Annotated in this window: 23 protein-coding genes; 8 read left to right on the forward strand and 15 right to left on the reverse strand. The window is 57.4% G+C overall.

From position 1 onward, the window contains the following. Nucleotides 1–89 precede the first annotated feature (89 nt). Nucleotides 90–2201, forward strand: coding sequence for a TonB-dependent receptor PqqU (gene pqqU, locus NNN71_RS14865; protein WP_271458808.1), 2112 nt, complete (start codon nucleotides 90–92; stop codon nucleotides 2199–2201). 44 nt (nucleotides 2202–2245) lie between these two features. Here pqqU and NNN71_RS14870 read toward each other — a convergent pair whose 3' ends face one another. Both NNN71_RS14870 and NNN71_RS14875 read right to left on the reverse strand, forming a co-directional pair. Continuing rightward, on the reverse strand, nucleotides 2246–2911 hold the full coding sequence (locus tag NNN71_RS14870) for a GntR family transcriptional regulator (protein ID WP_167575889.1): 666 nt from the start codon (nucleotides 2909–2911) through the stop codon (nucleotides 2246–2248). Nucleotides 2912–3084: 173 nt separating this feature from the next. Beyond that, a complete protein-coding gene (locus tag NNN71_RS14875) occupies nucleotides 3085–3660 on the reverse strand; it encodes a helix-turn-helix domain-containing protein (RefSeq protein WP_163449539.1) in 576 nt (191 codons plus the stop codon). A gap of 38 nt (nucleotides 3661–3698) precedes the next feature. On the opposite strand from NNN71_RS14875, the gene NNN71_RS14880 reads away from it, so the two are divergent. Then, nucleotides 3699–4217, forward strand: coding sequence for a GNAT family N-acetyltransferase (locus NNN71_RS14880; RefSeq protein ID WP_163449540.1), 519 nt, complete (start codon nucleotides 3699–3701; stop codon nucleotides 4215–4217). Beyond that, nucleotides 4214–4663 carry a DMT family transporter gene (locus tag NNN71_RS14885; protein WP_163449541.1) on the forward strand — a complete coding sequence of 150 codons (450 nt, stop codon included), beginning with the start codon at nucleotides 4214–4216 and terminating at the stop codon, nucleotides 4661–4663. The genes NNN71_RS14880 and NNN71_RS14885 overlap by 4 nt, the downstream gene beginning before the upstream one ends. Before the next feature lie 56 nt (nucleotides 4664–4719). Here the strand turns inward: NNN71_RS14885 and NNN71_RS14890 are convergent, their stop codons facing one another. Next, a complete protein-coding gene (locus NNN71_RS14890; RefSeq protein ID WP_167575891.1) occupies nucleotides 4720–4953 on the reverse strand; it encodes a DUF2526 family protein in 234 nt (77 codons plus the stop codon). Nucleotides 4954–4962: 9 nt separating this feature from the next. Beyond that, nucleotides 4963–6561 (reverse strand): ABC transporter substrate-binding protein, encoded by a 1599-nt coding sequence (locus tag NNN71_RS14895; RefSeq protein ID WP_271458809.1) that lies wholly within the window; start codon nucleotides 6559–6561, stop codon nucleotides 4963–4965. Between the two features lie 258 nt (nucleotides 6562–6819). Between NNN71_RS14895 and NNN71_RS14900 the strand changes: the two genes are divergently transcribed. The 4 genes from NNN71_RS14900 (at nucleotide 6820) to NNN71_RS14915 (ending at nucleotide 14812) form a co-directional block, all read left to right on the forward strand. Continuing rightward, the gene (locus tag NNN71_RS14900) at nucleotides 6820–8142 is read left to right on the forward strand and encodes an SrfA family protein (RefSeq protein WP_271458810.1); all 1323 of its coding nucleotides are present in this window, start codon (nucleotides 6820–6822) and stop codon (nucleotides 8140–8142) included. Between the two features lie 3 nt (nucleotides 8143–8145). Next, nucleotides 8146–11127, forward strand: coding sequence for a virulence factor SrfB (locus tag NNN71_RS14905; RefSeq protein ID WP_271458811.1), 2982 nt, complete (start codon nucleotides 8146–8148; stop codon nucleotides 11125–11127). Next, complete coding sequence (locus NNN71_RS14910; protein ID WP_271458812.1) at nucleotides 11124–13247, forward strand: virulence factor SrfC family protein; 2124 nt, start codon at nucleotides 11124–11126, stop codon at nucleotides 13245–13247. Before NNN71_RS14905 ends, NNN71_RS14910 begins: the two co-directional genes overlap by 4 nt. Nucleotides 13248–13378: 131 nt before the next feature. After that, nucleotides 13379–14812: an aldehyde dehydrogenase gene (locus tag NNN71_RS14915; RefSeq protein ID WP_271458813.1), complete on the forward strand. Its 1434-nt coding sequence runs from the start codon at nucleotides 13379–13381 to the stop codon at nucleotides 14810–14812. A gap of 73 nt (nucleotides 14813–14885) precedes the next feature. Here the strand turns inward: NNN71_RS14915 and NNN71_RS14920 are convergent, their stop codons facing one another. From NNN71_RS14920 to NNN71_RS14965, 10 genes are all read right to left on the reverse strand, one after another. Further along, a complete protein-coding gene (locus NNN71_RS14920) occupies nucleotides 14886–16136 on the reverse strand; it encodes a putative acyl-CoA thioester hydrolase (RefSeq protein ID WP_271458814.1) in 1251 nt (416 codons plus the stop codon). A 191-nt stretch (nucleotides 16137–16327) separates the two neighbouring features. Then, the gene (locus NNN71_RS14925) at nucleotides 16328–17137 is read right to left on the reverse strand and encodes a PhzF family phenazine biosynthesis protein (protein ID WP_271458815.1); all 810 of its coding nucleotides are present in this window, start codon (nucleotides 17135–17137) and stop codon (nucleotides 16328–16330) included. Continuing rightward, nucleotides 17127–17783, reverse strand: coding sequence for a helix-turn-helix transcriptional regulator (locus NNN71_RS14930; RefSeq protein WP_271458816.1), 657 nt, complete (start codon nucleotides 17781–17783; stop codon nucleotides 17127–17129). Before NNN71_RS14930 ends, NNN71_RS14925 begins: the two co-directional genes overlap by 11 nt. Beyond that, entirely contained in the window at nucleotides 17780–18145 is a 366-nt protein-coding gene (locus NNN71_RS14935) for a RidA family protein (RefSeq protein WP_167575900.1), read from the reverse strand. Before NNN71_RS14935 ends, NNN71_RS14930 begins: the two co-directional genes overlap by 4 nt. Nucleotides 18146–18233: 88 nt before the next feature. Then, nucleotides 18234–18626, reverse strand: a complete 393-nt coding sequence (gene pcaC / locus NNN71_RS14940; protein ID WP_167575901.1) for a 4-carboxymuconolactone decarboxylase — start codon at nucleotides 18624–18626, stop codon at nucleotides 18234–18236. Beyond that, nucleotides 18616–19380 carry a 3-oxoadipate enol-lactonase gene (gene pcaD, locus NNN71_RS14945; protein WP_271458817.1) on the reverse strand — a complete coding sequence of 255 codons (765 nt, stop codon included), beginning with the start codon at nucleotides 19378–19380 and terminating at the stop codon, nucleotides 18616–18618. The genes pcaC and pcaD overlap by 11 nt, the downstream gene beginning before the upstream one ends. Next, nucleotides 19358–20722, reverse strand: coding sequence for a 3-carboxy-cis,cis-muconate cycloisomerase (locus tag NNN71_RS14950; RefSeq protein ID WP_163449554.1), 1365 nt, complete (start codon nucleotides 20720–20722; stop codon nucleotides 19358–19360). Before NNN71_RS14950 ends, pcaD begins: the two co-directional genes overlap by 23 nt. A gap of 9 nt (nucleotides 20723–20731) precedes the next feature. Then, nucleotides 20732–21934 (reverse strand): 3-oxoadipyl-CoA thiolase, encoded by a 1203-nt coding sequence (gene pcaF, locus NNN71_RS14955; protein ID WP_223802565.1) that lies wholly within the window; start codon nucleotides 21932–21934, stop codon nucleotides 20732–20734. A gap of 9 nt (nucleotides 21935–21943) precedes the next feature. After that, a complete protein-coding gene (locus NNN71_RS14960; protein ID WP_163449556.1) occupies nucleotides 21944–22600 on the reverse strand; it encodes a 3-oxoacid CoA-transferase subunit B in 657 nt (218 codons plus the stop codon). Between the two features lie 10 nt (nucleotides 22601–22610). Continuing rightward, on the reverse strand, nucleotides 22611–23300 hold the full coding sequence (locus tag NNN71_RS14965; RefSeq protein WP_163449557.1) for a 3-oxoacid CoA-transferase subunit A: 690 nt from the start codon (nucleotides 23298–23300) through the stop codon (nucleotides 22611–22613). A 167-nt stretch (nucleotides 23301–23467) separates the two neighbouring features. On the opposite strand from NNN71_RS14965, the gene NNN71_RS14970 reads away from it, so the two are divergent. Then, nucleotides 23468–24274, forward strand: coding sequence for an IclR family transcriptional regulator domain-containing protein (locus NNN71_RS14970; protein WP_064545606.1), 807 nt, complete (start codon nucleotides 23468–23470; stop codon nucleotides 24272–24274). Here the strand turns inward: NNN71_RS14970 and smrA are convergent. Next, nucleotides 24271–24834, reverse strand: a complete 564-nt coding sequence (gene smrA / locus NNN71_RS14975; RefSeq protein WP_271458818.1) for a DNA endonuclease SmrA — start codon at nucleotides 24832–24834, stop codon at nucleotides 24271–24273. The genes NNN71_RS14970 and smrA overlap by 4 nt on opposite strands. Between the last annotated feature and the right edge of the window lie 136 nt (nucleotides 24835–24970).

Consider the following 24970-nt stretch of genomic DNA (forward strand, 5'->3'; position numbering starts at 1 on the left):
CTATTTATGCTGCTAAAGTTTTCAATATATTTACAAAACTATTACTCTATTCAGAGTCTGTTCCATTTGGTACATTTTGCGAGTTTTTCATGAAAATCATTTCTGTGCGCTCAGCGACGCTGCCTGTGCTGCTGTTGCCGCTTGCTTTCTCCCCCTTTTCCTGGGCCGCTGACGAACAAACGTTAATTGTGACCGCCACGCCTCAAACCGTCTCTGAGCTGGATACGCCAGCCGCGGTCAGCGTGGTTGACGGCGAGGATATGCGCCACGCCACGCCGCGCGTTAACCTGTCAGAATCGCTCGGCGCCGTGCCGGGTTTACAAATTCAGAACCGGCAGAACTACGCCCAGGATCTCCAGCTGTCGATTCGCGGCTTTGGTTCACGCTCCACCTACGGTGTGCGCGGTATTCGCATGTACGTTGACGGCATCCCGGCGACCATGCCAGACGGTCAGGGGCAAACGTCAAACATCGATATTGGTAGCGTCGATCATATTGACGTGCTGCGCGGCCCCTTCTCCGCGCTATACGGCAACTCATCCGGCGGCGTAGTCAACGTCACCACCGAAAGCGGCAAGCAGCCCACCACGCTGGAAGCCAGCAGCTATTACGGTAGCTATGGTACCTGGCATTACGGTATGAAAGCGACGGGCGCCGTCGGCGACGGTAGTCACGCGGGGGATGTCGATTACACCGTGTCGACGAATCGATTCATCACCCGTGGTTATCGCGACCACAGCGCGGCGCGCAAAAACCTCGCCAACGCCAAACTGGGTGTACGCATCAACGATGTCAGCAAGCTGACCCTGCTGTTTAACAGTGTCGATATTAAGGCCAACGATCCCGGTGGGCTGGACTACAACGAACTGCACCAGAATCGCGAGCAGTCGCCGCGCGGTGACCAGTACAACATGCGCAAAAGCGTAAAACAGACCCAGGCAGGCCTGCGCTACGAGCGTCAGCTCAGTGAACAGGACGATTTAAGCGTCATGATGTACGCTGGTGAGCGTCAAACCACGCAGTATCAGTCGATTCCACGTGCCCCGCAGCTTAAACCCACCCATGCGGGCGGCGTGATCGACCTCGATCGTCACTATCAGGGCATCGATACCCGCTGGACGCACCGCGGCGAATTGCTGGTTCCGGTCAGCTTCACCACCGGCCTGAACTACGAGAACATGAGCGAGAAGCGTCGCGGTTACGAAAACTTCGTGATGAATGGCACCACGCCGGAATACGGTGAGAAAGGTAATCTGCGTCGCAATGAACGCAACCTGATGTGGAACGTCGATCCCTACCTGCAAACCCAGTGGCAGTTAACCGATAAGCTCAGTCTTGATGCAGGCGTGCGCTACAGTTCGGTGTGGTTTGACTCCAACGACCACTACATCACCGCGAAAAATGGCGACGATAGCGGCGACGCCAGCTATCACAAATGGCTCCCTGCGGGATCGTTGAAGTACGCGGTCACTGATGCGTGGAACGTCTATCTCTCCGCCGGACGCGGCTTTGAGACCCCGACGATTAACGAGCTTTCCTACCGTTCGGACGATCGCGGCGGACTGAACTTTGGATTGCAACCTTCGACCAACGAAACGGTGGAAATTGGCAGCAAAACGCGTATTGGCAACGGTTTGCTGACGGCAGCGCTGTTCCAGACAGATACCGATAACGAAATTGTCGTCGACAGCAGCAGCGGCGGACGTACCAGCTACAAAAACGCCGGTAAAACGCGTCGCCAGGGGGCGGAGTTGTCGCTGGATCAGCAATTCGCTGAAAACTGGCGCGCCAAAGCGGCCTGGACCTGGCTTGACGCGACCTATCGTACCAACGTCTGTGATGACGCCAACTGTAATGGCAATCGCATTCCAGGGATTGCGCGCAATATGGGCTTTGCCTCTCTGGGCTATGAACCGGAAAACGGCTGGTATGCGGGTGCCGACGTGCGCTATATGAGCGATATTATGGCCAACGATGAAAACACCGCCCGCGCGCCATCGTGGACGGTTGTCGGATTGAACACCGGCTACAAGTTCGATATCGGCAACTGGAATCTGGATGTGTTTGGCCGGGTCGATAACCTCTTCGACCGCCAATATGTCGGCTCCGTTATCGTCAACGAGTCGAATGGCCGTTATTACGAACCGGCTCCTGGGCGTAACTACGGCGTTGGCGTGAATGTCGCCTGGCGTTTTGAGTAAAGCGCGTGAACGTTTCCGGGGAAACCCGGAAACGTATTTGCAGATTAATGGCTAGGGCAATACTGGCGCTGTAAAAAATGCGCTGATTCATCAACAATCTGGCACATTGCCGTATGGCTGGCCATCGAGTCTTTTTTCTCCAGCGCCATCAGCAGGCGCTGATATAAATTGGTTTGCTGAAACGGTTCTACTGAATTTAAATATAAATAGTGGAAACTTGGCCCTACCCGAACCCATAATTGTTCGATCATAATCATTAAAGTGGGCATTTCCGCGTATTCATATATTCGAAAACGAAACTGGTAATTGCTCTGCAGCATGCGGGTGATATCACCAGAGGCTTTTGCTTCATGCAGTAACGCCAACAGATGATGGAGTTCCTGCATTTTTTGTGCGGTCATATTCCCGGAGGCCGCCGCGGCCGCCATTCCTTCGAGATTTTTTCGTATCTGGGTTATTTCCTGATAGCTGGAATCGGTTAGCACCGGAACCATAAATGCCTGCGCCGGTGCGGCCTGCAATGCCCCCAAGGAGACCAGCCGCAACAGCGCCTCGCGAACGGGTGTAATGCTGATCCCTTGATTCGCGGCTATTTCACGCGTCACGAGTCGGGCGCCGGGTTTTAATGCGCCAATGATAAGTGCGTTCTTGATATTATTCTCAACCTGCTGTGTCAGGCTCATACGTTGTGCTTTAGCAAAATCCAGCATATTTATTATAACCCCACGGATAATTGGCCCAGAGCCTATAATAATTAATAGCTGGCGTTTCCTGTTTTGTGCAAAAAACACAATATATATTTTTCACATGTTGCAGACGTGAAATTAAAAGCGATTGAGAGCGCTTCGCCAAATGACGCATTAATACGTCATTAGCGAAATAATCACGAGAGTGGAAGATTCAAACGAACAACCAGATAAACACATGTATGACCGCTATCGTTAATAAAGCGGCAGTCGTTCGGCGGCCCCAGCTCCAGACAGTCGCCAGCCTGCATACGATGCCCGGTTTCCCCTTCCATGAAGAGCAATTCCCCTTGCTGAACCCAGATCAGCTGACGCGCCATCGCGTAAGCCGAAGCCGGCATCGGGATATCGCTACCTGCGGGAAGCTCAATTTGTACTAAATCGACAGGCAACTCACCGCGCGGCGAAACATGACGCCGCAGATAGTGGCTTTGTGGATCGTGCCACACGGGCTGGTCCGCGAAACGCAGCAGTTTCCCCTCCTGAATCTCGGCGCGGGCAATCAAGGTTGACATGCTGATGCCGAACGCGCCGGAAAGCCGCGCCAGCAGCGTCGCCGTGGGGCTGCTTTCACCGCGCTCAATTTTGTGAATCATCGCCCGAGATACGCCAGCGCGCTCGGCTAACTCACTCAGCGACCAGCTTCGCGATTCGCGCTCAATACGAATTCTTGCGCCGATCCGTTGATTTAAGTTGTCTTCAATAGTATTCATATCGTTATACTATAGTGAACAACACACAGGGTGCAACCATGCCTATTCGTTTTGCGACCAAAGAAGACTGCGCCGCGATTGCGGCCATCTATAATCACGCCGTGCTGCATACCGCGGCCATCTGGAACGATAAAACCGTCGATACCGACAACCGCATTGCCTGGTTTGAAGCGCGTCAGCTTGGGCACTTTCCCGTATTGGTCAGCGAAGAAAACGGCGTGGTGACGGGCTATGCCTCCTACGGTGACTGGCGCGCGTTCGATGGATTCCGCCATACCGTCGAACACTCCGTTTACGTCCATCCGGACCATCAGGGTAAGGGGCTGGGCCATATTCTGCTTGCCGCGCTGATTGAAGAAGCGAAACGTCGCGGCAAGCATGTGATGGTGGCAGGCATCGAGTCGCAAAACCATGCGTCCCTGCACTTGCACGAAAAGCACGGTTTTGTCACCACCGGGCAAATGCCGCAGGTGGGCACCAAATTTGGCCGCTGGCTGGACCTCACCTTTATGCAGCTTCAGTTGGATAATCGTCGCGATCCGGACGGTAAAGCATGAATCAATCCCTCACGTTGACGTTTCTGGTTGCCGCCGGCATCGGCCTGGTTATCCAGAACACGCTGATGGTGCGGATCACCCAATCGGCCTCGACGATTCTGGTGGCGATGCTGCTCAATTCACTGGTTGGTATTGTGCTATTCGTCAGTATTCTGCTGATCAAACACGGGCTGGCGGGCGTAAACGAACTCATCTCCACCGTTAAGTGGTGGACGCTGCTTCCCGGTCTGTTGGGTTCGTTCTTCGTCTTTGCGAGCATCAGCGGCTATCAGTACGTGGGCGCGGCAACCACGATTGCCGTGCTGGTCGCCAGCCAGCTTATCGGCGGTCTGGTGATGGACGTGATGCGCAGCCATGGTGTGCCCTGGCGAGCGCTGGTGGGGCCGGTGTGCGGCGCGGTGATGTTGATTGTCGGGGCGTGGCTGGTGGCGAGGAGACAGTTCTGAATCAGCGCCGCCTCCCCGCGCTGCGCCTGGCCGGGGCTCAGCCCGGCCAGAGCGGTTTACAGGATTGTTCCACCCTGAGTGAGCTGCTCTTTACGTGCCTCTTCCTGCTCGCGCAGATGCTGCCCGTGATGGGAAATCGTCACGCGCAGGCGCTGCTGCTGGGTAAAACGATCTTCACGACTCAGCTCTGCATCGTCGCTTAGCGCCACCAGCAGCTCATTCATGTGCGTAATCACGCTCTCTTCAATCGCCGCGTCAACGCGCGCGATGACCTCATCCAGATGTGACATACCTGCTCCTTAATTGATTTTCACTTTCGAGAAATCGCTGCCCATCAGGCTTACGCTGTAGCCGGTTACGTTGCTACGCGTGGCATAGAACGTTTTGCCGTTCGCCAACGCAATCCACGGCGCCTGCTGGTAGTAAATCTCTTGCGCCTGCTCGTAGAGCGCGGCACGTTTCGCCGGGTCGCTCACCACCAGCGCTTTTTTCACCAGGCCATCATACTCTTTATTACACCAGCGCGCGGCGTTAGAGCCCGTTTTAATGCTATCGCATCCGAGCAGCGTATTGGCAAAGTTATCCGGATCGCCGTTGTCCGACATCCAGCCGTACAGCGCGCTGCCATGTTCGCCTTTGCGGATACCGGAGAGGTACTCCCCCCACTCATAGGTCACAATTTTGGCCTTCACGCCCACTTTGGCCCAATCGTTCTGGATCATTTCCGCGATCCGGCGCGAGTTCGGGTTATAAGGGCGCTGCACCGGCATTGACCACAGCGTCACATCAACCCCCTTCTCTAACCCGGCCTGTTTCAGCAACGCTTTCGCTTTTTCAGGATCGTAGCTGTAATCTTTCAGATCTTTATTAAAGCCCATCATGTTTGGCGGGATCGGTGATTTTGCCACCGTTCCGGAGCCCATAAACACCGCATTGACGATCGCCTGCTTGTCGGTAGCGTAGTTCAGCGCCTGGCGGACCAGCACATTATCGAACGGCTTTTTCTCGGTATTAAACGCCAGATAGCCAACGTTCAGGGCTTCGACCGCATGTAACGCCAGATCGTGATTGTTTTTAATCACATCAAACTGTACCGGCGACGGCGCAGGGATAATCTGGCATTCGTTGGTTTGCAGCTTGGCCAGACGCGTCTCGACGTTCGGGGTGATGGCGAAGATCAGGTGCTTCGTCGGCACCGCGCCGTCCCAGTAGTTCGGGTTCGCAAGGTAGCGAATCTGCGAGTCAGCCTTATATTGCTGTAACACGTACGGTCCGGTACCAATCGGCCAGTTATCCACGTTTTCCGGCGTGCCTTTTTTCATCATTGCATCGGCGTACTCCGCCGACAGAATAGACGCAAAATCCATTCCCCAGTCGGCCAGGAATGCGGAGTTCGGCTCACTCAACACAAACTGCACGTGATAGTCATCGATTTTTTTCACCGATTTAATCAGCTTATCAAGACCCACGTCGTTGAAATATTCGTAGTTGCCTTGCGAAACCTTATGGTACGGATGATCGCTATCTTTCTGTCGTAGTACGGAGAAAATCACGTCATCAGCGTTAAAGTCGCGGGTCGGCGTAAAGAATTTATTGCTGTTGAACTTCACGCCCTGACGCAGCGTAAAGGTATAAGTCAGCCCATCCGGGGAAATCGTCCAGTCGGTAGCCAGCGAGGGAATCGGTGTATTTTTCACCGGATCAAAGTTGATCAGCCGGTTATACAGCGTTTGCGAACTGGCGACGAAGGTCGGGCCTGAGCTGGCGATTTGCGGGTTAAAGGACTCCGGCGAGGCTTCGGAGCAGTAGACGAGTGTGTCGTTGTTCGCCGCCCAGGCGGCGCTTGCCGGTAACAACGCGCTGAGCGCCAGCGCGAGGAGCGTTTTCCCTGTGGTCATGGTTATAAGCCTTTCGATTTTATTATATGAACGGCTTAATAACAGCACAGCCCCGGATAACTGGCAAATAACCAATTTGTCTCAGGTTATGCTGAATAACCTTAATTTGTTGGTTTCTTCATCGGCGATTCCTCAGGTTTGACTTAAGTCCAGCGATTCAATGCCGCGAGAATTACCCGATTTACCCCTCTCTTTCGCCGTTTGTTGCATTTTGCTTTGCGTAAAGTAATGCCGTGAAGAAGTCTATGGGACAGGAACGTGGCAAAAACTCTTTTACGCAGCGGAAGTCTTGATGACTTTCAGGCCGTAGGCGGCGGCGGGCAAACCGTATTTCATTCCGCGCTTCAGGTGCGCGAAACCCTGCGTTTACGTAAGCAAAACGCGCTGGTCGACTGCCTGGCGATACCGCAGTTAAATGATGAAGGCGACCGGGTGGACTGGTATTCGCCCATTGATGGTACGGCGATGAGCTGGAAAGCGGCGGATGAAACCTCACGCACGCGGGCGCTGCACTATTTAGAAGGTTTGCAGGAGAGCGCACGCACGCTCAGCAAAAAATGCCTGCAATCCGACAAAACCGCACAACAACTGTTCGGCGCCCTGCTGGATAAATCGCTGCAATTTCCCGGTGAAAATCACCTGTTCCTCGTCGACGGTAAGCCGGTTATCAGCTTCTGGGGCTTTGTGAACCTCAACGAAGGCGCACGTGAAGATGTATTCGACTGTCTGCGCTACGTTGAACCGGAACAACCACAAGCGCCGACCATTGACGAAGTGCCTCTCGTAGAAGAACCCGAACCCGCCGTGGTGACGTTTAGCGAAGCCGATGCGCCGCTGATTTCAGCGAATGAACCGTTGATTAATGCCTACACGCTGCCGGTGGAAGAGCCTGAAGAACCGCAGGCACCCGCCGAACCGATGGTACCGATGACGGTCGCCAGAACGCGCCGTCCGCGCTGGCTATGGGGCCTGCCGATTGCTGCCGCTGTTGCCGCCGTAGCGATTGCGGTTCCCATGATGATCCCGACCACTCAGGCTGAGTCCGAGCCCGTCGTTCAGACTGCCGACGCGCCAGCCCTCCCGCAAACGCCCGCCATGCCGGTATTAATTACCGACCTGCCGTTGCATCAGGCCAGTGTGAAAGCGGAACCGGTGGTGAAAGAAGAAGAAAAACCGGTGGTGATTGCCGTTATTCCAAAAGATGCGCTGGTGATGGATGCCGACCAGATGCGCGCAGGCACCACGCGCTTCCTCAACGGCAACTGGCGGGCACAGATGGATATCAGCGACGCGCATACTGGTAAAGCGCCAAGCCTGCGCTACCAGATTCAGAACAATAAAGGCGCCGTGCGCCTCGTGCGAGAAGGCAATATCGTCTGTAAAGCCGCGGTCTTTTCTGGCCTGCATCAAAACGGCGAGCTGATGATCAAAAGCCGCGGCAACGCCCAGTGCAGCGACGGCGCGCGCTACCCGCTGCCGGAAATCAGCTGTAAACCCGGCAACAGCAACGTGGCTGTGTGCACCGCCCGCTTTGACGCCAGAACGGTGGTACCGCTGACCTTTAAGAAGACGGGAGCGTAACCTATGCTGGTCACTCTTTGCGATTACAAACAGAGCGTCACATTAATTGCCAACAGCGGCGTGCAGTTTCTCGACTTTGGCCTTAGCCCGCAGGAGTCGCTGCAAAACGGTCGTTTCGTGCGAAAAACCGCTAACGGCCCGCTGCTACGTCTGGACTATGACGTCGTCAATCAGCGCTACACGCTGCCCGGTGAAGCCGGACGCGCGCCCGAGGTGGTGAAACCGGAATCGACCCTGGCCCTGCACCACTCACTCACGCTGTTAGACGGCATCTGGCTACCGCTGCCGTTCCTGCGTTTTAACCCGCCGCGCACCTTCGTTGAAGGACCGGACAACTGGGCGCGCGTGCAGATTCGTCGCCTGGCGGAACCGGACAACGCAGGCAATACGCACCGCGTGACGTTAGCGTTTGATAGCCAGATCAGCGACGATGACGCCAACGGCCTGTCGCCCGTCGCGAGCGATCTGCTCAACGGTACCCGCTTTGCGCTGGCGTGGCGCGACAATGAAATCAGCGACTTCCTCGATCAAACCTGGATTGACGGCTGGCTGCGAGAAGTATTCCAGCAGACCGTTGCCGCTCATGAATCCCGAAGCGAACGCGATGTGGCACAGGCGCTACGCAGTTTTGAATATCAGGGCCACTGGCTGAATATTCTGGCGCTGCTGGGCGAACAATTGACGGTGCCGGAAATTAAAATCGTCACCGCCACGCTGAGCACCCCGGCCATCCCGGTAGATTTGATCCTCGACGTGGGTAATACCCATACCTGTGGCGTCATTATCGAAGATCACGGCGACGCGAACGACGGTTTACGCCAGACCGCCGAGCTGCAAGTGCGCTCATTAAGCGAACCGCAATATCTGAATGAACCGCTGTTCACCAGCCGCGTCGAGTTCTCGGAATCACGCTTTGGCAAGCAGCATTTCTCGGTGGAAAGCGGCCGCGAAGACGCGTTTATCTGGCCATCGCTGGTGCGTGTGGGTGATGAAGCCCGTAAGCTGGCGATGCAGCGTTTAGGTACGGAAGGCTACAGCGGTATCTCCAGCCCACGCCGCTATTTGTGGGATGAGACGCCGACCGTGCAGGACTGGCGCTTTAGCCAGATGAATGGCAAGACCCAGCGCGAACCGTTGGCCACCGCCTTCCCGCTGATGAACCTGATGAACGACGAAGGCCAGCCGCTGTTTACCCTACCGCCAGACGAGCGGATGCCGGTCTTCTCGCCGCAGTACAGCCGCAGCACCCTGATGACCCATATGCTGTGCGAACTGCTGGCACAGGCGTTGGGGCAGATTAACAGTGTCGCCACCCGCCTTCGCCTGGGCTTCCCCGCCTCACCGCGCCAGCTGCGTACGCTGATCCTCACGCTACCGTCGGCTATGCCAAAGCAGGAACGCGAAATTTTCCGCCGCCGGATGTTTGAAGCTATCGCGCTGGTGTGGAAAGCGATGGGTTGGCACCCGCAGGATGATGATTTTGCCCCTGTCCGCGTGCAGGAAAAAAGCGTCGTGCCCATCCCGAAAATTCATATGGAGTGGGATGAAGCCAGCTGCGGCCAGCTGGTGTGGCTTTACAACGAAGCGATTTCCCATTTCTCCGGGCAGACCGAAGCGCTGTTTGCGGCGATGGCGCGGCCGGACCGCCAGCCGGAGCCAGGCATCGCGCCGGGCCGCGCGCTGCGCATCGCCTCGCTCGATCTCGGCGGCGGCACGACAGACATGGCTATCGCCCAGTATCAACTGGACGACGGTATTGGCGGCAACGTCAAAATCACCCCACAACTGCTGTTCCGCGAAGGATTTAAAATTGCCGGGGATGATGTCCTGCTGGATATTATCCAGCGCTGCGTGCTGCCCGCGCTGCAAACCCAGCTGCAAAAATCCGGCGTCGCTGACGCGCAGGCGCTGATGGCCACGCTGTTTGGCGACTCCGGCAGGCTGGATACTCAGGCCGTTCTGCGCCAGCAAACCACGCTGCAACTCTTTATGCCCATCGGCCACGCCATTCTGGCGGCGTGGGAACAGAGCGACCCGCAGGATCCGCTGGCTGGATTGCATGCCACCTTCGGTGAACTGCTGAGCCAGGCACCGACGCGTAACGTAATGAACTACGTCGGCCAGGCCGTAGAGCACGCATTGCCTGCCGGTAGCGCGCCGTTCGAACTGCTGGCCGTACCGCTGGAAGTGACCTTCAGCCGATTGCAGGAAGCCATGCTCGCCGGTGAGTTTACCCTCGCCGGTCCGCTGCACGCGCTCTGCGAGGCAATCTCACATTATGCCTGCGACGTGCTGCTGATTACCGGGCGGCCCGGCTGCCTGCCGGGCATACAGGCGCTGATCCGCTACCTTCAGCCAGTGCCGGTCAACCGGATGGTCTGGCTGGATAAATATCATGTACATGAATGGTATCCGTTCAGCCAACAGGGGCGTATCGGCAACCCGAAATCCACCGCCGCCGTGGGAGCGATGCTGTGCAGCCTGGCGCTGGATCTGCGCCTGCCGCACTTCAACTTTAAAGCCGCCGATATTGGCGCGTACTCCACCGTGCGCTATCTGGGGGTACTGGATAAAACCGTCAACACGCTGCGCGATGAAAATATCTGGTACCACGATCTCGATCTCGACAAACCCGGCGCCAGACTGGATGCCCGCCTGCACTTCCCGCTGCGCGGTAATGTTACCCTCGGCTTCCGCCAACTGGCGAACACCCGCTGGCCCGCGACGCCGCTGTATACGTTGAGCATCAACTCGCCAGAACTGGCGAAAGCCATCGCCGGAGACGGCGTGCTGCAGGTTCGCCTGAAGCTTGAAGGCGGTAGCCGACACGAAGCGCCGCTGTCGTTTGTGTTGAGCGACGCCTGGCTTCAGGACGGCACGCCGGTTTCGCCGGATGCCCTGACCCTGAAACTCAATACCCTGGCTGACCGTCGCCATAGCGGCAGCCACTACTGGATCGACAGCGGGAGCGTATTCCTCAAATGACCACGATAGCCGCAGTAATCGACTGGCTCGCTGCCGCCCGTCAGGAGCATCCGTTACTGGATGATGATGCCAACGCGCTGCTGATTCGACTGCTGGCGCTCGACGCCCAGCAGAAAGCGCGTAAGGACACTCGCTCCCAGCCTGCCAGCATCGCGCTGTTTGGCCATTCACAGGCCTCTAAAGCCCACCTGCTGCGCACTCTGTGCGGCAGCGGCGATGGCCGTCTGACGGTGCAAACCGGCAGCAAAACGCTGGACTACTTCAGCCATATCAATCCCGGTCACAGCCTCACGCAAATGGCGGTTCGCTTTAGCCGCGAGCAGCCTACGCCGGACGACGCCTTCCCGCTGCGGCTGGTGCTGATAAGTGAAGCTGAGCTGGTACAGCTGTTTATCGCCCATGCCTGGCAGCGCGGCGATATTCGCCCACCGGATAGCCACCTTATCGCCTCCCGCCTGCGCGGTTGGCAGAACCTGCGCCAGCCGCAGCCGGTGCCGGGCCTGACAGCGGCGGAAGTGGCGAGCGTGGCCCGCTTCTGGTGCGATACGCTACCGACGGCGTACCAGACGATCGATGACGATCTGTGGTACCAGTTCGCGCATCTCCTGCCGTCGCTGGATCTCACCGCGCGCGCACGGGCGTGGTCGCTACTGTGGGGTGAACAACAGGAACTCACCCAACAATGGTTGACGCTGGCACATACCCTGCACCAGGCGGGCAACCGCCGGGAAGTAATGGCGCCGCTGAGTTTATTGGTGGATGCGTTTACCCTGCCGATGGATGCGTTCCTGACGCCGGGCGTTGAGAGCGATGACGCGGTACTGGTGCATCCGCTCACCGACGATGGTTATCAGAATGCGGTCAGCATACCGGTTGCCACCCTGGCGCTGCTGACCGTTGAACTGGTGCTGAACGCGGAACAAGGCGTGCTCGACAATGTGGACATTATTGATATTCCCGTGCCGTCGCTCACCCCTGACACCCCGCTGTGGGCCAGTAAATGTCGCTGGCTGCTGGAAAACTATCGTCAGCATCGGCAACCGGATATCCTGCTGGTGTGTAACGCTACCGCCCAGCGCGCAGCGATTCCGTCTACCGCCAGGGCGTTACTGCGTTGGGTAAACGACACCCAACCCACGCAGGAGAATAAACTGCCGGGGCTGGTATGGGCCATTACGCCGGAAGACGATCGTTTTGTACATAAGCGTCACTTTGATGAGGCGATTCAACAGCTGGTTGGTAAACCAGGCCAACATTGGGGAACGCTGCAAGCGCTGGATCACAGCAGCCTGCAACGGTTGATGGAATGGCTGTCGCAGGCCACACAGCCTGAACTGCGCCAGCGCCGTTTTGCCGCCATGGCAAACACCCTTCAACAGCAGTTAATCACCCTGTGCCAGCCGCTGCTCGCGTCGACAAGCCATGACGCCACGCAGGCGGAAACGATGATTCGTGAACTGCAAACGCACGCTTCGCGCCACGGCGAGCTGCTGGAGAGTCTGCTTCCCGCTCTGCCCGCCTTCGAGGCGTTGTGCCAGGTTCAGCAGCAGCGTGAAGAAAAAGCCAGCGGGTTGTTTAATGAATCCGTCGACCTGTTCGCCGCTCCGGAAGCCGTCAGTCAGACTACGCCGACGTATCAGGATCGGGGATCGCAGGTCTATGCCCTGTGGTGTAAACATTTGCGCCAGTGGAGTCGCCAGCCGCACCCGCAGCTCACATCAGCCACTCAACAGCAGCTGGTACTTGCGCTGATGACCGCCAGCCAACGACAAGGGCTGGCGCAACAGTTACGCCACGCAAGCGCAGAACAGCAGGCTGGCGCGGCGCAGCTGCGGGCGATCATCGCAAACTTTATTCACTGGCTAGGCTACGCTGAACAGCCCGTCAGTCAGCGCCCCGCCAGCCGTATCGCCAAAGGCAGCGCGGTTTTCGCCCACGATGCGCCAACCTCCAGCGCACGCCTGACTCAGCTTGGCGAACAGCCGGTACACGCCGCCACACGCTACGTGTACGACTGGCTGGTCGCGCTGTATGCCCGCAGCACTGAATCGGGCGATTCAGTGAACCTCCTCCAACTCAGCGACAGCAGCCAGCGCGAGCTGCGGGCGCGACTCGCGTAACCCTCGGCGGCACAAGGATGTGAACCGCTTTCAAAAGCTGAAAAAAAGCGTGCGAAATCCGTATCATGGATATTCAGCACGCTTGCGCCTCTCTACACTCAGAGCGTTACCCGAGCCCAGAAGAGGTTTCCATGACCATCACCTGTACCCTGTTCATTAACGGCGAAGCGTGCGCCGCGCAAGGCAATGCGACCTTTACACGCCTGAATCCCATCAACGACGCCGTTGCGAGTACCGCTCCAGCAGCGGGTCTCATTGATGCCACACACGCCGCAGACGCCGCTGCCGCCGCGTTTCCCGCCTGGCGTGATACCACACCCGGCGAGCGACGTCGCCTGCTGCTTGCCGCAGCAGAAAGGCTTGAACAACGCCGCGAGCAGTTTATTGCCACCATGAATGCTGAAACCGGCGCGACGGCGCACTGGGCAGAGTTTAACGTCCACCTCGGCGCGGAGATCCTGCGTGAAGCTGCAGCGCTCACCACGCAGATTGAGGGCCAGGTGATCCCGTCCAATATTGTGGGCAATCTGGCGATGGCGACACGTCAGGGGGCTGGCGTGGTGTTAGGGATGGCGCCGTGGAACGCGCCGATTATCCTGGCGGTTCGCGCCATTGCTACCCCGCTCGCCTGCGGCAATACGGTGATCCTCAAAGGTTCTGAACTTTCTCCGGCGACACAGGGGCTGATTATTGATGCTCTGGCGGCAGCCGGATTCCCCGCGGGCGTGGTGAACTATCTGACCTGCGCGCCGCAGGATGCACCGGCCTTTGTCGAAACGCTGATTGCCCATCCAGGTGTCAGACGGGTGAACTTCACCGGATCCACGCCGGTGGGAAGGATCATCGCCCAAACCTGCGCGAAGTATCTGAAACCGGTGGTGCTGGAGTTAGGCGGTAAAGCGCCCTTGCTGGTGCTGGACGATGCCGATATTACCCAGGCCGCCGCTGGCGCGACTTTCGGCGCGTTTGCTAACGCCGGGCAAATCTGCATGTCCACCGAACGTATTATCGTTGAGGACCGCATTGCCGAAGCGTTTATCGCCGCACTGGTGAAGCGTGTTAACGCGCTACCGGACGGGCTGTTAGGTTCAGTGGTCGAGATGAAAACCGTTGAGCGCTGCAATGCATTGATTGACGATGCGTTGGCCAAAGGCGCGACGCTGCTGACCGGCGGCAAGGCCCACTCTACGCAGATGTCGGCAACGCTGCTCGATGGCGTAACGCCTGCGATGCGTATCTGGCACGAAGAGTCATTTGGCCCGGTGAAAGCGGTGATCCGCGCCCGTGACGAGCAGGAGGCGGTGCGTATCGCCAATGACAGCGCCTACGGTCTGTCGTCGGCGGTGTACAGCCGCGATACCGCCCGCGCGTGGAACGTGGCACAAAATCTGCAAACCGGGATCTGCCACATCAATGGCCCCACGGTACACGACGAGGCGCAAATGCCCTTCGGCGGCACCAAAGATTCCGGGTATGGGCGCTTTGGCGGTCGTGCGGGAATTCATGAATTTACCGAGCTACGCTGGGTAACGATGCAGACGCAGCCGAGAACGCTGCCGTTTTAAGCCGTCCTGCCAGGAATCAGGCCGGATAAAGCGTTAACGCTATATCCGGCTCTCTTTACGCTGCTACAGGTTTTCATTTTTCCCAGCGCGTGTTCCACTCCCAAAGACGGTTCGTGTTCACATCGTTCAACTGACGTGAAGGCTCCGCGTTCCCCTTAAATGGCCTGGCGGTAGTCGCCGCCGCGCCCCAGGGCGACAGGCTGTCATAGCCGCTATCAATCGTGCTGTTAACAATCAACACCTGCCCATTCGCGGTCTTGCCCGGCAGATACCCCGTTTTCCCTGCCCCCTGATCCCATGCGCGGCCCAGCTTGGCTTTGAAGGTACCTTTGTAGCCATCATCCGTCGTGAAACGGCTGTTTTTGACCAGGAAACCGTAAGGATTGTCGGGGAGCGTATTCGGTGCCAGCACATAGGCTTCCGGCGATTGGCGGCTCGAGACGGTATGGAAATGCACGCCGTCAAATACCACGTTGGCGCGACCGAAGACATAGTCAACGTCACCTTCAATGTAGCTATCCTGCACGTAAACCCGATTAATGCGATCGGTCAGCGCATCATTGCGCCGATTGCTGACGTTGAGATAGAGCGTATCCTGGCGCCCGAGCAGGCGAACGTTTTGCAGTTGAATGCGGTCGCCATCGGTTCGCAGAGCGACGCCCTGGTGGGTGCCGCCGTCAACCGTGTCGAGCAGGCTGTTGGCAATGGTTAAATTGACCAGTTGGAGATCGTGACTTTGCGACCAGAATACCGCGGCGCAATTGGTGCCGATCATCGCCGTGGTTTTCCCCGCACACAGCGCATACTGGTAATACGCCGGCGAGGTCGGCGGATAGTGGTCGGCGTCGACGGTCTGACGATATTTCGCCGGACTGAACTGCGAGTCCAGCGCCAGTTCAATACGTACATCCTCAGGCCCTTTTCCCGTACCAAAAAGGGTAATCGGCGGCGCATCGTCGGGGATATACACCGTGCCGCTGTAAACGCCCGGTTCAAGACGAATGTAGAGACGTTCATTGCCCTTATGATGAGCCAGAGCGGCATCCACCGCCTGCTGGACGCGGGTGTAAGGCGCGCCTTCTGGCGCGACGCGCCATGGTGTCTCAATGTGCGTCAGGGTAATTTCCGACGGCTGCCAGGGCCCCTGTGGTTGGCTGAACAGGCCACCCTGTGCAAAGTAGTTTTCGGTGGTATACGGTGCGGCTTCCTGCGCCGTCAGCAGCGGTCTTGTCGCCGTTCCTGTTGACGAAGGCGCGGCGCAGCCCTGTAGCACCAATGGCATACAGAGCAGCGTCGACATGCCCAGATAAGGTATTTTTGACATCGGTTCTCCATTAACAACGTTAAATAGAAACTGAGAACCGATAATAATGGAACGTTATTTTATTTTAACCCTGCACGATCACGCTTTACGAGATCAGGAAAGCCAGATCAGCAGGCCATATAGCACCAGCATGCACACTATCGTTAACCGGACAACCCGGCACTCAACGGGCGATTTATCGTTCATCGGCTTTACAGACGGAACGTCCCCTCAATCATCAGCTTCGCTTGCCCGTACAGCGAAACGCGACCATCAGCGCCCAACACGCAGCGCAGCGTGCCTTTACGCGCGCCGCCCTGCTGCGCATGGAGGGTATTTTTACCACAGCGTTCAGCCCAGAACGGCGCCAGCCAGGTATGTGCCGAACCGGTCACCGGATCTTCATTCACCCCGACCTGCGGGCCAAACCAGCGTGACACGAAATCAAACTCCGCATCATCTGGCGCCGTGACGATCACCCCGCGGGTGTTAAACGCCGACAGCAGGTTGAAATCGGGCGATAGCCCCTCAACGATCGCTTTATCCTTCACCAGCACCACAATGTCATCTGATTGCCAGAATCCTTCTACGCCATGGGTAATGCCCAGCGCGGCCAGCAGCCCCTGTGGTTCGTCAATCGGCTGGAGCGCTTTCGTCGGAAAATCCATGCACAACTCATCGCCCTGCCGCGTGACGGTCAGCAAGCCGCTACGGGTAGTGAAACGCAGCGTCTCTTGCGGATAGTTGAGTACGTTGAAAAGTACCCATGACGCAGCGAGCGTGGCATGGCCGCAGAGATCCACTTCGACCGCTGGCGTAAACCAGCGCAGATGAAAACCCTCATCAAGTGGTATAAAAAACGCGGTTTCGGACAGGTTATTTTCGGCGGCAATCGCTTGTAATACGCTGTCTTCTGGCCATTCCGTCAACGGCATCACCGCCGCCGGGTTACCGCCGAATGGCTGAGCGGTAAAAGCATCAACCTGATAAAACGCAAGCGTAGCCGGGAGATTATTGTTCATTGAGTTTATCCAGGTAGTTGTAGATTGTGTAACGCGTCACGCCGAGCGCTCTGGCGACTTCATTGACGCTGCCCTTAATTTTGAAAATGCCCATCGAATGCAGTTCGCTGACCACCCGCAGGCGAAACGCTTTTGGATTTTCCTCTGGGGCGGCCTGGAAACGAGCCAGAACCTCCGCCAGAGATTGCGCGGGTAACGAGGTGGCAGGATTTTCCGCGGGTTGTGCTGCCGACATACCGGAAACCAGATAATCCAGTTCTCGACGAAAACGCATCACCGGCTCCATGTCGACGTTGACGCAAAACGCCGCCACCGCCTTTCCGTTGGCATCGTAGTACAGCGTCGACGCGCTGCTTAACGGTTTACCGCCGCGCGCGTACGAGGTATAACCGCTGAACAGCCGCGTTGAGGATGGCGCCTGCGTCTCGTCGATAAGCCCCAGAAAACCATCATCTTCTTCTGGCCCGCTAAGCAGTCCATCGCCTACCTGCCGCCCGCTGACGTGACCGTTAACAATACCGACTACCGAGGATTGCGGCTGAGTTAAATCGTGCAATACCACTTCGGTATTCGCCGGTAATGTCGCTTTCAACGCCGCCAGCGAGGCGCTCAAGGTGGCGATGAGGGTATCCCGTTCCGCGCTCATGGCAGCACCGCCTGAAATTCAATTTCCACGTCGAGATCGAATGCCAGTCGGCTGGTGGTGACGCTTCGGCTGGGGAAACCCTCGGGGAACCATGGACGCCAGGCCTGATTGAACTCCGCGAAGTGCGCCATATCGCTTAACCAAACCTGCGCGCGCACCACATCGCGCAATTGCGCGTCACCGCGCGCCAGCGTCTCGCTGACCGAATGCATAATGCGATTAACCTGCTCGGTAATGGTACCGTACAGCGGCTGTCCGTCCGGACTCATTGAGACCTGGCCAGAAAGAAAGAGAAACCCGTTCGCCGCAACGGCGTCGGAAAAAGGAAAAGGTTTACTCGTGGGATAACGGACAAGTGCCATCGTCAACTCCTGCGGTTAAGGAGCCATAACGATAGCACTGCCCTTTTACACATTCAACAAAATTATAAATTTCAACAATTGTTGATGTTTATTGCGACTGTACCGCATCCATTTCATCAAAGACCTGCTGTGCCAGATGCATCGTGGCATTTGCCGCCGGCAGACCGCAATACAGCGCCGAATGCATGATCAGCTCTTTCAGCTCATCGCGGGTTACGCCGTTGTTGAAGGCCGCGCGCAGATGCATTTTCAGTTCGGCTTCGCGATTGAGCGCAATCAGCATGGCGATGGTGATCATACTGCGGGTGTGGTGGTCCAGACCTGGACGGGTCCAGGTTTCCCCCCAGGCGTAGCGGGTGATGAAATCCTGAAACTCTTCGTTCAGCGGCGTTAATTTTTGCAGCGTCCGGTCAACGTGGGCATCCCCCAGCACCTTACGGCGCACCGCCATACCCTGCTGATAGCGTTGATTATCTTCCATCATTCCTCCGTAAAAATGCGATCAACGCGGCGGTAAACTCTTCGCTGGCTTCGACGTTCGACAAATGCGATGCCGCCAAATCTACCTGGAAAGAACCGTCAATTTGTTGATGTAAATAATCGGCATCGGCTACGGTGGTCACCGGGTCCAACTCACCGGCAATAATCAGCATCGGCACAGTGATAGCCGCAACTTCGCCTCGTAAATCAGCCGCCGCCAGCGCTTCACAGCATTCCGCGTAACCTTCCGCCTCGGAGGTGGCGAGCTGGTGACAAAGCTGTTCAACCACCGCCGGTTGATGTTGACGGAAATGCGGTGTAAACCAACGATCCGCCGACCCTGCCGCCACCACGCCCATACCTTCAGTACGCACAGTGCGCGCCCGCGACAGCCAGTTGGCCTGCTCGCCAATCTTCGCCGCCGTATTCGCCACCGCAACGGCAGTAAAGCGTTCCGGCGCGAAACGAGCCAGCCAGAGGCCGGTCAGGCCGCCCATTGAAATGCCGCAGAAAAAGGCCTGTGGAATATTCAGGTGATCGAGTAGCGTAATGACGTCTTCACCCAATTGTGACAACGTCACCTTTCCGCGTTTTTGCGTTTGTCCATGACCGTGCGTATCGTAGCGCAACACGCGAAAATGCTCGGTCAATGCGGGCATCTGTGCATCCCACATAGCGTGAGTCGTACCCAGCGAGTTAGAGAGCACCAACACCGGTGCCGTTTCTGGTCCTTCAAGGCGATAATGGATGTTCATTTCCCTGCTCCTGATAGCGCGCCACAACCTGGCGCACAAAGTGGTCGGTACTGCCGAGTGCGGTCGCTGGGTCCAGCAGTTGCGAGAGTTGCGCTGAAGAAAGATGCTGGCTGACCAGCGGATCGTTCTCCAGCAGTGGTTGTAACGGGCAATCCAGCGCTATCGCCCGATGACAGATTTTTTCTACCTGATGATGAGCGTCGGCTTTGCCAATATAGGCCGCCAGCGCCTGAGTAACGGATTCGGCCATAATCAGACCGTGGGTGATATCCAGGTCGGCGCGCATCTTCGCCGCATTAACCTGCATACCGCGCAGCAGATATTCACTGTTTTCCAGTACGCCGCCAGTCAACATCACTAACTCTGGCAATGTTTCCCACTCGGCCTGCCAGCCGCCCAGCGCACGCTCATGCTGTTGAATTTGTGCGCCGTACAGCGTCGCCATCAACCCGGGTATACGCTGTACGGCGGCAAGAATCGCCGCGCAGCTTACCGGATTGCGCTTATGCGGCATCGCAGACGACCCGCCACGACCTTCGGCAATCGGTTCGCTTACTTCGGCGACTTCGGTTTGCATCAACAACGAAAAATCATTGGCAAATTTGCCCAATGTGCCGCTAAGCCCCGCAAACCAACTCGCCACTTCAACAATACGATCGCGCTGGCTGTGCCAGGGGGTATCGGGCAGCGAAAGGTTGAGCGTGTCGGCCAGCCGCTTCGCGACCTCTGGCCCTTTGTCTTTCAGCGAGGCCAACGTCCCCGCCGCGCCGCCAAACTGCAGAGTCAGTACGCGCGGGCGCAGTTCATCCAGCCGCAATTGCCAGCGCAGCAGCGCGTCAAGCGTACCGGCCAGCTTCAGACCAAAGGTGATAGGGAGCGCGTGCTGCATCCAGGTGCGGCCCGGCATCAGCGTGTGTTGATGGCGGGTAATTTGTTCGGCCAGCACTTGCGTAAGGCGACGAAGACGGACTTGTGTCTCATCGAGCGCCTTGCGCAGCTGTAAAATCAGCCCGGTATCAATGGCGTCCTGGCTGGTTGCTCCCCAGTGGACGTAGCGTGCGGCTTCAGGATCGTGCGCTTTCACGCGCTGCGTCAGCTGCTTAACCAGCGGTATCGCCAGATTGCCGGCGTTGGCCGCCGCGCTCGCCAGTGCGGGTAAATCCAGCGACTGCGCCTGACAGGCTGCGGCGATCGGCGCAACCGCAGCGTCGGGAATCACCTGACACTGCGCCTGTGCGTTCGCGAGCGCCGCTTCAAAATCCAGCATCCCCTGCACCGTTTGCTCGGCGCTGAAAAATTCCGTCAGCGCCTGGGTACGCAATAGCGGGGTCAACAAACTCATTCCAGCTCCTTATACGCGTTCAATAATCAGCGCGATCCCCTGGCCGACGCCGATACACATCGTGCATAGCGCATAGCGCCCGCCGGTACGACGCAGCTGGTAGGCCGCGGTCATCGCCAGCCGTCCACCGGAAGCGCCCAGCGGATGCCCCAGCGCAATCGCCCCGCCGTTCGGGTTCACGTGCGCGGCATCATCCGGCAGACCTAAATCGCGCAGCACGGCCAGCGCCTGGGCGGCGAAAGCTTCATTCAACTCGATAACGTCCATCTGCGCCAGCGTCAGACCCGTTTGAGCCAGGACTTTCCGTACCGCTGGCGCTGGCCCGAATCCCATAATACGTGGCGCAACACCGGCAGTTGCCACGCCGACGACGCGAGCCAGCGGCTGTAAATCATTCTGCGCCATCGCCTGCTCGCTGGCTAACAGCAGCGCACAGGCGCCATCGTTTACCCCGGACGCGTTACCCGCGGTGACGGTCGCATCAGGGCGCACCACGCCTTTCAGCTTCGCCAGCGCCTCAAGCGAGGTGCTGCGCGGATGTTCATCCTGGGCAAAACACAGCGGTTCACCTTTGCGCTGCGGGATCCACACCGGGATCAGCTCGTCATTAAACGCGCCATTGGCCTGCGCCTGTGCGGTACGCTGCTGGCTACGTAGCGCGAAAGCATCCTGGTCGGCACGGGAAATGGTAAAATCGGTCGCCACGTTTTCTGCCGTCTCCGGCATCGAATCCACGCCGTACAGCGCTTTCATTTGCGCGTTGATAAACCGCCAACCGATGGTGGTATCTTCCATCTTCATGGCGCGGCTGAACGCGCTTTCCGCTTTGCCCATCACGAACGGCGCACGCGACATGCTCTCTACGCCCCCCGCAATCATCAACTGGGTTTCACCGCTTTTAATCGCCCGCGCCGCCACGCCAATGGCGTCCAGGCTGGAGCCGCAAAGGCGGTTGATGGTGCTGCCAGGTACTGTTTCCGGCAGCCCGGCCAACAGCAGCGCCATACGCGCGACGTTACGGTTATCTTCCCCGGCCTGATTCGCGCAGCCATAAATCACATCGTCAATACGCGCCGGGTCAAGCCCGCGATGACGCTCCAGCAACGCTTTCAGCGGCAGAGCGGCCAAATCGTCGGCGCGTACGCCAGCCAGAGTACCACCAAAACGACCAAACGGTGTGCGTACCGCGTCGCAGATAAATGCTTGATTCATCATCATTCCTTAGGCGCTTTCCGCGACCGCGTCGTAAATCAGGGTAACAGGGGTAATACGCTGTAATTCATCGAAAGAGATACCGTTGAAGATTTCCCGCACCACCGGGCCATTGGGGGTGATATCAATGACGGCGAGATCGGTATAAATGCGGCTGACGCAACCGACGCCGGTCAGCGGATAGGTGCAGTGTTCCACTAACTTACATTCACCGTCACGGGTCAGGTGGTCCATCATCACAAACACCTGACGTGCGCCAACGGCCAGATCCATCGCCCCGCCAACGGCAGGAATCGCGTCCGGCGCGCCGGTGCTCCAGTTGGCGAGATCGCCGGCGGCAGAAACCTGGTAGGCTCCCAGCACGCAAATATCCAGATGGCCGCCGCGCATCATGGCAAAGGAGTCGCCATGGTGGAAATAACAGCCGCCCTGCAGCAGAGTCACGTACTCTTTGCCGGCGTTAATCAGTTCGGGATCTTCTTCACCGGGCGCCGGTTTTGGCCCCATGCCCAGCAGGCCGTTTTCGCTGTGTAAAAAGACTTCTTTATCAGACGGCAGATAGTTGGCAATGCGGGTCGGCAGGCCAATGCCCAGGTTCACGTAGGCGCCTTCCGGAATGTCCTGCGCCACGCGTTTTGCCATATCGTCACGAGAGATTTTTTGCATTGTCGGCTCCTTAAGCTCGCTGCGCCTGAGCGGTGAAAGATTCCTGCGCGAACACGCGTTGCACAAAAATGCCCGGCGTGACGACGTTTTCCGGGTCGAGATCGCCCAGCGCCACCATGCTGGTGACTTCCACAATGGTGGTTTTCGCCGCCGTGGCCATAATAGGCCCAAAGTTACGTGCCGCTTTGCGATAAACCAGGTTGCCCCAACGGTCAGCCTGGTGAGCTTTAATCAGCGCAAAGTCGGCGCTAATCGGGTACTCCAGCACATAGTGGCGGCCATCGATTTCACGGGTTTCTTTGCCTTCCGCTAACGGCGTGCCGTAGCCCGTCGGGGTGAAAATAGCGCCAAGGCCTGCGCCAGCGGCCTGAATGCGGGCGGCCAGGTTCCCTTGTGGAACCAGTTCCAGCTCCACTTTGCCGCGGCGATACAGGTCGTCGAAAATCTGTGAGTCGACCTGGCGTGGGAATGAGCAGATCATTTTACGTACCCGCCCGGCCTTCAACAGCGCCGCGAGGCCGATTTCACCGTTTCCGGCGTTGTTATTGATAATGGTCAGGTCGCGTGCGCCCTGTTCAATCAACGCATCGATCAGCAGCGTTGGCTGCCCGGCCGGCCCAAAGCCGCCGATCATAATGGTCGCCCCATCGTGAATACCCGCGACGGCATCCGCCAGCGTCGGCACACTTTTATCAATCATCAGGTTGCTCCTCGTTGTGCGGTTATCGCACTAATATTCGTTGTTCGCACAAAATGTGACCCGCTTAACGATGCGGGTCAAGGGCGATAATCGAAATATGGTGCGATAATCGAACATCGTGTATGTTTAGGCTGAGAATGTGATCGACGGCATAATCGGAGAGAAAAATGGAGAAGCATCCAGACGATATTTTGACGGGTGATAGCGACCCGTTTAAAGGTGACCCTAACTTTATGGCCTCGCTAGCGCGTGGGCTGGAGGTGATTCAGGCCTTCACTCCGCAGCGGCGGCTGCTGTCGATTTCGCAAATCAGCCAGAAGACGGGGATCCCCCGCGCGGCCGTCCGTCGCTGCCTGTATACCCTGGGTAAATTGGGGTTTGTCTACGCCGAGGATGGCAAAAATTTTCAACTGCGCCCGCGCATTTTATCGCTGGGGCACGCATGGCTGGCCTCTACGCCCCTGGCACGTTCCGCGCAGCCGGTGTTGAAACATTTAAGCGATATGCTTAATGAGTCCTGCTCAATCGCCACCCTCGACGGCGACGATATTCTCTACATCGCCCGAGCGTCCAGCTCGCGCATTATGACCATAGACCTGGATATCGGCAGTCGTTTGCCGGCGTGGTCAACCTCAATGGGGCGCGTGCTGTTGAGCTACCAGCCAGAAGAAAAACTCAACGATATGTTGGCCCGCATCACCATGATCCGCTATACCCCGCAGACCATTTCGTCTGTCAGTAAGCTGCGCAGCGAGCTGAAGGCGGTGCGTCAACAGGGGTATGCGTTAAACGATCAGGAACTGGAGATGGGGCTGCGTTCACTGGCGGTGCCGCTGTTTAATTCGCAGGGCCAGGTGGAGGCGGCGCTGAACGTCGGCGTCCATGCCGGACAGGTATCCGCGGCTGAATTGCTGGATCGCGTGTTGCCCGAACTGCAAAAAGCCGCATCAGAGTTGACGCTTTTGCTGCGTTAGCGGCTACGTTTAGCGTGGCGCTCCCAGTTTTCCTGTTTCGCCGCCGCCGATTTACGCAGCGCCACATAACATGCGCCGCTACCGCCATGATGCGGTAGCGCGCTACAGAAAGCCTGAACGTCGTCGAATTCAGTTAACCAGCGAGCAAGATAGCTGCGAATAATGTTTGCGTGCGAGCCCTCTTCCTTACCTTTACCGTGAATAATCAGGATATTGCGTAAATTGTCTTGTTCAGCCTGTAGGAGAAAGGCAAACAGGCTCTGACGGCACTGTTCAACGGTCTGCTTACGTAAATCCAGGCTGGCCTGCTGGCTGTATTTGCCCTGCCGCAGTTTATCCAGAACGCCTGTCTGTAGCCCTTCTCGCTTAAACTCCAGCGGGGTGGCGAGCGGGACAATGTCGAGAAAACCGGTGGTGAGAAAATTATCGAGCTGCAGTGTATCCACCTGCTGGCGGGTTCGGGCGTTGCGCACTGGCTGCCAATGAATGTCGCTGTGGCGCTTCAGCGGCTGGACATCCTCCATGGCGTCAAGAAACAGCGATTTGTCGTCAAGATTCATGAGAATTCCCCCCCTTATTACCACAGGCGGATACTATAGCCGCGCGGCCTTGCAGGCTCAATGCTTTTCCCTTTGCGTCAAAATGATTGGCATGCAAAATATACAGCACGATAATTAATTTTCTTCACTTATGATT

The sequence above is a fragment of the Kluyvera sp. Awk 3 genome, assembly GCF_028069715.1.
In the GTDB taxonomy this organism is placed as follows: Bacteria; Pseudomonadota; Gammaproteobacteria; order Enterobacterales; family Enterobacteriaceae; genus Kluyvera; species Kluyvera georgiana_A.

Excerpts from the sequence above, each read along its gene's own strand:
- pqqU (WP_271458808.1), top strand. The coding sequence starts at position 90 with ATGAAAATCATTTCTGTGCGCTCAGCGACGCTGCCTGTGCTGCTGTTG.
- NNN71_RS14870 (WP_167575889.1), bottom strand. The coding sequence starts at position 2,911 with ATGCTGGATTTTGCTAAAGCACAACGTATGAGCCTGACACAGCAGGTT.
- NNN71_RS14875 (WP_163449539.1), bottom strand. The coding sequence starts at position 3,660 with ATGAATACTATTGAAGACAACTTAAATCAACGGATCGGCGCAAGAATT.
- NNN71_RS14880 (WP_163449540.1), top strand. The coding sequence starts at position 3,699 with ATGCCTATTCGTTTTGCGACCAAAGAAGACTGCGCCGCGATTGCGGCC.
- NNN71_RS14885 (WP_163449541.1), top strand. The coding sequence starts at position 4,214 with ATGAATCAATCCCTCACGTTGACGTTTCTGGTTGCCGCCGGCATCGGC.
- NNN71_RS14890 (WP_167575891.1), bottom strand. The coding sequence starts at position 4,953 with ATGTCACATCTGGATGAGGTCATCGCGCGCGTTGACGCGGCGATTGAA.
- NNN71_RS14895 (WP_271458809.1), bottom strand. The coding sequence starts at position 6,561 with ATGACCACAGGGAAAACGCTCCTCGCGCTGGCGCTCAGCGCGTTGTTA.
- NNN71_RS14905 (WP_271458811.1), top strand. The coding sequence starts at position 8,146 with ATGCTGGTCACTCTTTGCGATTACAAACAGAGCGTCACATTAATTGCC.
- NNN71_RS14910 (WP_271458812.1), top strand. The coding sequence starts at position 11,124 with ATGACCACGATAGCCGCAGTAATCGACTGGCTCGCTGCCGCCCGTCAG.
- NNN71_RS14915 (WP_271458813.1), top strand. The coding sequence starts at position 13,379 with ATGACCATCACCTGTACCCTGTTCATTAACGGCGAAGCGTGCGCCGCG.
- NNN71_RS14920 (WP_271458814.1), bottom strand. The coding sequence starts at position 16,136 with ATGTCAAAAATACCTTATCTGGGCATGTCGACGCTGCTCTGTATGCCA.
- NNN71_RS14925 (WP_271458815.1), bottom strand. The coding sequence starts at position 17,137 with ATGAACAATAATCTCCCGGCTACGCTTGCGTTTTATCAGGTTGATGCT.
- NNN71_RS14930 (WP_271458816.1), bottom strand. The coding sequence starts at position 17,783 with ATGAGCGCGGAACGGGATACCCTCATCGCCACCTTGAGCGCCTCGCTG.
- NNN71_RS14935 (WP_167575900.1), bottom strand. The coding sequence starts at position 18,145 with ATGGCACTTGTCCGTTATCCCACGAGTAAACCTTTTCCTTTTTCCGAC.
- pcaC (WP_167575901.1), bottom strand. The coding sequence starts at position 18,626 with ATGGAAGATAATCAACGCTATCAGCAGGGTATGGCGGTGCGCCGTAAG.
- pcaD (WP_271458817.1), bottom strand. The coding sequence starts at position 19,380 with ATGAACATCCATTATCGCCTTGAAGGACCAGAAACGGCACCGGTGTTG.
- NNN71_RS14950 (WP_163449554.1), bottom strand. The coding sequence starts at position 20,722 with ATGAGTTTGTTGACCCCGCTATTGCGTACCCAGGCGCTGACGGAATTT.
- pcaF (WP_223802565.1), bottom strand. The coding sequence starts at position 21,934 with ATGAATCAAGCATTTATCTGCGACGCGGTACGCACACCGTTTGGTCGT.
- NNN71_RS14960 (WP_163449556.1), bottom strand. The coding sequence starts at position 22,600 with ATGCAAAAAATCTCTCGTGACGATATGGCAAAACGCGTGGCGCAGGAC.
- NNN71_RS14965 (WP_163449557.1), bottom strand. The coding sequence starts at position 23,300 with ATGATTGATAAAAGTGTGCCGACGCTGGCGGATGCCGTCGCGGGTATT.
- NNN71_RS14970 (WP_064545606.1), top strand. The coding sequence starts at position 23,468 with ATGGAGAAGCATCCAGACGATATTTTGACGGGTGATAGCGACCCGTTT.
- smrA (WP_271458818.1), bottom strand. The coding sequence starts at position 24,834 with ATGAATCTTGACGACAAATCGCTGTTTCTTGACGCCATGGAGGATGTC.